The following is a 6,406-nucleotide window of genomic DNA, read 5'->3' as shown; positions in this document are numbered from 1 at the left end:
TACTTGTACGTCCCTGCTCGCTTTTTTCTCCGCCCGAGCGTTTGTTTATGGTCTCCTGCGAGAGATAAACAAAATTCCCGTTCGTATGTCAGTTTTAGGCATCCCATTGCTCAAAAATAATCCTTTTATTTTCAATTGAAAAAAAAATTATCTTTATTTTATCCATTATCCACCCCAAAAAAGCCGGAACATTAAATTCAACACCCAAAATCGGCTGATAAGCTTTCATTTTGCGCTCGATTTTTTTGGAAGATTGCCATTATAGAATGTTGTTTTTTAGATAAAAGCCTGTTGGCAATCTTCTAAAAAAATGAGCAAACAACCAAAGGGCGTTAGTGTGCGGTTCAACAATAAACACCCCAAGTGAAGTAAAAAAAGCGTTATTTATTAACATCGGTAGAAAGCTTTTTTTTGCTGAACGAGTGGCGGTGTTGCGGTCACTGACAGCCACCGCAGACTGGGAAGCCCTTTTTCAGGGCTGGAAGGATGCGAGCGTGTAACGGCAACCGAAGAAGTGAAGCGATAGCGGAACAAATAATTTAAGTCAGCTTTAGCGTTCCTATTGAGGTTGATGGCTGGCGGTTGAGCAACCGCCAAAACACAAGTGGCGGTGGATTTTTTAGGACTATTTTTTTTCAACTGAAAATTTTCAACCGATAAAAAAAGAAAAAAAATAGTGCTAAAAAAGACACAGTAGCCACGACGAACGAAAGGAGCGACCGTGTGGAGACTGGGAACGCAGACAACAAAAAAAGAGCTGCCATTTTTCTTGGCTGCTCTTTTTTTTGGTGGCAAGTGGTCTGTGGAACGGAGGCTTTTTAGCCGACTGGAACAGCCCAGCGGAACAAAGGAAGCGACCGAAGGGAGACCGCTTGTTTGCTTTCCGTTGTTATTAAATACCTAACGTTCTTGTTTTATCCGATTGGGTGGAAGCTGTCAATTTCCTTTTGCAAGTCGTCAATATCGTTGATTAGATACGCTTCTGTAGATATTATTCGTTTGTGTCCTGCTCGGTATTGTACTTGCCTTAAATTGTAATTCTTTAACCAATATGTTATAACTGATGCCCGAACTTGTAAAAAGTTGATAAACTTTGGATTTTGTTCTTTTAGTTCCTCCGTTAACCTTTTGTAGATATTTAGTGTGCTTGGGTCTTTTACTTGTGTTTGTCCTGATGGTGGCGTACTTAAAAATAATAGTTTGGTGTCTTGTATTTGGTATTTTAGTAGTTCGTTTCGGGTTTTATATTGATATTCCATTAAATCCATTATTTGGCTTGATTTCAGCTCCAGTATTCGGTCTTTTCCCATTCTTCCGCCTGTGATGTCTATTTTACCATTTCGTAAGTCTAAATTGTCTATTGTAATTCTGCTTACTTCTGCTGTTGTAATACCTTGATTAAATAATAAACCTATAATAACCTTGTTTCTTTCTTTGGAGAGTTTATACGCTGTAAACCAATTGTGATGACTTTTGGGATGTTCCTGTGTTGGAACCTTATAATTTTCGTAGATGCTTTGTAATTCCTGTGGCGATAATATTGGATAGAGTTTTTGTTTTTGTCCTCCTTGTAATTTTATCCTGTTGGCTGGATTGTCTTTTCTTTTGTTGTTTTCTATTTGGAAGTTGAAGAAGTGTTTTAGTGCCGATAGCCTTAATTTTCTTGTTTCTGATGCGATGCCTTTTTTTTGTAAGTGAGCCAGGTATAACATTATTTCCTTTTCTGTGCATTTCTCAACCTCTCTATTGTCCTTATCCAAAAAGCTAATAAAATTCATCGTTTGATAATGGTACATTTCGGCTGTAGTCTTGCTTAATTCCTGTTGCTTTAAGTAACTTTTAAAATCCATTTCCTTACTCATTAATGATTATTAAATTTCTTTTTCTTCTAACAGATGCGTATAAATTTGGGTTGTTTCTAAACTACTATGACCTAAAAACCGTTGTACTTTTTGTAAATCCATTCCGTTGGCTAAAAGATGCGTTGCTATACTGTGGCGTAAACTGTGAAGTGTGATGTTTTTTTCTTTGATTTTGATGTTATCACTTTGGTTTATTATTCGTTGTAATCTGTCGCCTAATGTTCCGCCTGTTAATGGTTTTCCAAAACGATTGATAAATAATTTAGCTTCTGTTTTATCCTGTATTAGTATGGTTCTGTATTCAAAAACCCAATCTTGCAATATCTTGGATGCTGTTTTATTAAATGGTATTAATCGCTGTTTGCTGTACTTTCCTTTCTTTACGTGCAATACTCTTGTGTCAAAATTGATGTCGTCAATATTTATATTAATTCCTTCACTTCTTCGCAGTCCACAACCGTAATAGATGGTTAATAGTACTTTATCTTGATAGTTTAGTGCTTCTTGTTTTTGGGTTTGTGTTTCTTGATTTTCTACAATGTTGTATAATTCTTTTATTTCCTCTTGGGTTAAAATTTCTCTTTCTAATGTTTGTATTTTTAGTCTTTTTAAATTGACCTCTGGCAGGTTTTGTGTGCCTTTATGGTGCAGGAACTCGAAGAACTTTTCTAACGCCCAAAAATGATGATTGATATAATTTGTGCTTAATGCTCCGCCTTGCTTTTGATTGGTTCTACTGATTAGATAATTGTAATAGTCTTTTATATGCTGATGGTTTAATTGATTGATTTGATTGATGTTATTTTGCTCTAAATAATATAAAAACTCCCTCACAGCCGTTGGCAGATTGTAAACCGTTGCTTGTACAAAACCCAAGATGTCTAACCATTCTTTAAACGCATTCTCTAAATAATTATAGCTTGCCTGTTGTAGTAGTAACTTTTTCATATTTTTTTTTAGTCCTCTTATCTTTATTGTTGTTCACTAGTTCGGTTGTATTTTTTCCTTTATTGGCTTGGGCTTAACCGACCTAATTTGTGTTTTCGTTCGGTCTTGTTCACTCGTTCGGTTCTCGATGTTTGTAATGATGCTTTTTAATACTTCATCTATCTTATTTTCAAGTGTTTTATATTCTTTATCGTTTATAAATTGGTAACTATAGGTTTGGCTTTCTTTATCGTGGATTCTTTTAATAATGCCTGTATCTAACCAAGTATTCAAGTGATATTGTGCTGTACTTTTGGAGATTTTTAAGGTGCTTCTTATTTGTGTATTGGTAAATAATTCAGTTTTATTTTTGAGTAATTTTTTAAAGCTTTCTAATTGATTTCTGCTTCTTCCTGTTAGTATATCGGATTTTCTGATTAAGATTTCTTTGATGAGTTCATTAGCATTTTTTATATCTTCTATTGTAGTTTCTATGTATTCTTCGCCTGTTTGCTCGTCGTATTTAATTTCTCTTTGGTGTTGGTGGTAATAGGTTATAAGTTCAATAAATTGCAGATAATGTGCGTTTGTTCTTCTTGGTTTTAATACTTCTTTTGGTAGTTCTACGGCTTCCGCATAGGGATTGATTACTTTGATGGGTTTTAGTAAATATTGAGAGTTTTGTAATAATTGTTTAGCTCTAATTTGCTCTTCTATATTGATTTTATTGGCACTTACTAATTTTTGATAGTTCATAATTTTATCGTCTTGCTCTTGGCTCTCGTCTAAATAAATTAAAAAACTTCTGTTGGCGTTATCCTCGTAAACACTTTCTTTGGTAGTGCAACCCGATACACATACAGGACCTTCAACCGTTATATTGGTTGTTTTGGTTTCTCCTTTGGTATTTTTAAAGGCTATTGTTTTACTAATTTTCTTTTTTGATTGTAGTTCTCTAATTGGGTACAATGCACCTTCAGCACCGTCTAAATCTTCTATTAGTATCAATTTGTTTTTAAGTTCCTGTTGACCGAAGTAATAAAAGGCATTTTCTGATAATGTTGTAATTTCTGTTTTTTCTTCCTCTGGTATTAGATTGCCTATACTTTCTTGAAGATGTGTTTTTCCTGTTCCGCTACTGCCTAGACTGATTATGTGTAATGGTTGTTCTCTTTTTCTACTGCTAAAGATTAAATACATTATTAAACGGTTGGTTTCTTCTCCAATAATTCCACTTTGGCCAATAAGTTCATTGGTCTTTTTTAATAGTTCATTTTCTTGCAATAATTGTAATGCTTCGCTTTTTTCTTTTTCTGTAAGTTGTTTGGTTTGTGGTTTTTGGTCGGTGTTTTCTAATTGTTCTAATCTATATTTTTCTAGTGCTTCTATGAGTTCGTTGATACTGGCTTCAATTACACTTGTACCGATTTCTAGTTTTGTTGCTGTCTTTCTGATTAGTTTCTCAACTTGTGTATCATTGTAGAGATCTAAATTATGTCTGACCGCTAAACTGTCTGCTTCCGTACCCTGTATTTTTACCGTTACACGCATTCTGTCTAATCCGTCTAACCTTATACCTCCTAATACTGCTATTTTTATTAGTTTGTTGGTGTAGTCTAATTGGTTCGGGTTTTGGGTGTCTAGATTGTTCATAAGTTTTTAGTTGTTCATATTTGCATCAAAAGTATTAAATCTAAATCTTTTTACAAAGTCTTATTTTAGTTTTTTGTTTCATTTATGAACAGTATATTTGCATAAATAGTTTAAATAAGCATCATTTATAGCGTTATGAGTACATTTGGCAAGCGTTTAAGAGACTGTAGAAAAGAAAAAGGATTATCTCAAAATGAGATAGCAAAGATTTTAAGTACCAATCATTCTGTTATTGGTAAATATGAGCGTGATGATGTAAAGCCCTCGATTGATGTCGCTAAAAAGCTAGCTGATTTATTAAATACTACTGTTGCCTATTTGGTCGGAGAAACACAGGACAACGAACTGTTAAAAGATACTGATATGCTTAAACGTTTAAAAGATATAAACGATTTACCCGAACAAGATAAACAAGCCATCCTTTATAATCTTGATGCTTTATTGAGAGATGCTAAAACTAGATTAGCTTATAAATAAAAAACCCAAGCAATTGCTTGGGTTTTGTGCTTAATTATTTTTTTCTAAATAATAATTTTGGTATTCGCCATCCATTCCGATTGGCTTTATTTTGTCTTTTTCTAGATGCCAGGTTTCATTTTCAAAAACACGCTTTGTTTCAAACTGTACTTCAAAATGATTAGAAAATTTTCCTTTTTTTAAGTATGTTGGAGATTTTAATCCTTTGGTGTCAACTAGATAAAAACCTTTTATTGTTTGATTTTTAATTTTTGATTTTTCCCATTGATCTTTTAAACAAATTACTTTATCATCTACAAGGACTAAATAAATATGGTAAGTCAAATTGTTACCTTCTTTGTCTTTTACAATTATTAAATTACTGTTTTTATTACCTCTATTTTTCTCCTTTACAATTATTTTATCTCTTTGAGGATTGCTGTCTAAAATAAGACTATCACTATTTATTTTGTAATTGCCCTTTATTTCATAATTTATAAATTCGTTCTTATAGCTATAAATAAACTGATTGTTATCTTTTAAATCTATACTCTCGTAATAATTCCTTGATTTGTAGATGTACTTACCTAGATAGGTATCTTTATTGATTGATAAAGATAATACAATTGAAATAAATATAAATATTGCTGTTTTCATTACCCTCTTTTTTTAACACCTTTCTGATAATCTTTTTGCCACCCCATATAAACCTCTTGCACATTTACGCCATTTCTACCTGCTTCAATAGTTTTATTTCTTAAAGCTTTACCTTCTTTTGAATTAATATCTATAGGGCCTGATGGTAAACTTTGATATGCAGGAGGTGTCATTGTTTTACCAAAAGTTTTCACATCGCTGTCATTCCATTTAAGTTTAGGATTGGTAAAATACTCCATACCACCATTAATTGATCTTTCTCTATTATATGATTCAGTTTCATCACTTAAATCATATAAACTACCAAATTGAGAGTTATCTACAAAGAGTGATGTTTTTCCTTTTTCATATTGATATGCGTGACCTAGTTCGTGATAAATCAATCCTTTATCATTTGTTCCTAACCCAACTTTTACTTCTCCAGTAGCTTGGTCATAACTAACTCCACCTTCACTACTACTTTTATCACTAAAAACATTATATACTTGGTCTGATTTTTCTAGTGCAGATATTTCGCTTAATGCACTTTTGTTAACACCTATTAACTTCTCTCCAATTTCGGCACTAATCGTCCCGTTTTTCACAAATGAGTTAATATCGGTTATAGCTTGATTTAATTGTTTTTTATAATTATCAACAATTTTATCTGGGTCTTTAATTTCCATTCCATTAGGATCAATATACCTAACAGGATTGTTTGCACAATAAACATAAGGAGATACTGAATAATATTCTTCACTTAAAGGATCTAACGACATCCAACGACCATAAGATGGGTCGTAATTCCTTGCACCATAGTCATATAGATTTAAAGAAAGCTCATCCTGCCATTCTTTGGAGTTATATCGATA

8 protein-coding genes are annotated in these 6,406 nt (G+C 32.9%); 1 reads left to right on the top strand and 7 read right to left on the bottom strand.

Features of this window, described 5'->3' with window-relative positions; genetic code table 11:
* Positions 1-94: 94 nt before the first annotated feature.
* The 5 genes from FNW21_RS16720 to FNW21_RS15840 all read right to left on the bottom strand — a co-directional run bounded on the left by FNW21_RS16720 (position 95) and on the right by FNW21_RS15840 (position 4,442).
* Positions 95-229, bottom strand: coding sequence for a hypothetical protein (locus FNW21_RS16720; RefSeq protein ID WP_262710633.1), 135 nt, complete (start codon positions 227-229; stop codon positions 95-97).
* Between the two features lie 158 nt (positions 230-387).
* On the bottom strand, positions 388-795 hold the full coding sequence (locus FNW21_RS15855) for a hypothetical protein (protein WP_144257725.1): 408 nt from the start codon (positions 793-795) through the stop codon (positions 388-390).
* A 119-nt stretch (positions 796-914) separates the two neighbouring features.
* The gene (locus FNW21_RS15850; RefSeq protein WP_144257724.1) at positions 915-1,862 is read right to left on the bottom strand and encodes a tyrosine-type recombinase/integrase; all 948 of its coding nucleotides are present in this window, start codon (positions 1,860-1,862) and stop codon (positions 915-917) included.
* 9 nt (positions 1,863-1,871) lie between these two features.
* Positions 1,872-2,810, bottom strand: coding sequence for a tyrosine-type recombinase/integrase (locus tag FNW21_RS15845; RefSeq protein WP_144257723.1), 939 nt, complete (start codon positions 2,808-2,810; stop codon positions 1,872-1,874).
* Between the two features lie 36 nt (positions 2,811-2,846).
* Positions 2,847-4,442: a hypothetical protein gene (locus FNW21_RS15840; protein ID WP_185963952.1), complete on the bottom strand. Its 1,596-nt coding sequence runs from the start codon at positions 4,440-4,442 to the stop codon at positions 2,847-2,849.
* A 135-nt stretch (positions 4,443-4,577) separates the two neighbouring features.
* Between FNW21_RS15840 and FNW21_RS15835 the strand changes: the two genes are divergently transcribed.
* Complete coding sequence (locus FNW21_RS15835; protein WP_144257722.1) at positions 4,578-4,919, top strand: helix-turn-helix domain-containing protein; 342 nt, start codon at positions 4,578-4,580, stop codon at positions 4,917-4,919.
* Positions 4,920-4,949: 30 nt separating this feature from the next.
* Here the strand turns inward: FNW21_RS15835 and FNW21_RS15830 are convergent, their stop codons facing one another.
* Positions 4,950-5,555, bottom strand: a complete 606-nt coding sequence (locus tag FNW21_RS15830; protein ID WP_144257721.1) for a hypothetical protein — start codon at positions 5,553-5,555, stop codon at positions 4,950-4,952.
* Positions 5,555-6,406 (bottom strand): RHS repeat-associated core domain-containing protein (locus FNW21_RS15825; protein WP_144257720.1); only part of this gene is annotated, 852 nt, incomplete at its 5' end. The genes FNW21_RS15830 and FNW21_RS15825, both read right to left, overlap by 1 nt.

The organism is Flavobacterium restrictum (assembly GCF_007097245.1).
Taxonomy (GTDB): Bacteria; Bacteroidota; Bacteroidia; order Flavobacteriales; family Flavobacteriaceae; genus Flavobacterium; species Flavobacterium restrictum.
The sequence above is the reverse complement of the archived record's forward strand: the minus strand, read 5'-3'. Positions and strand labels throughout refer to the sequence as shown.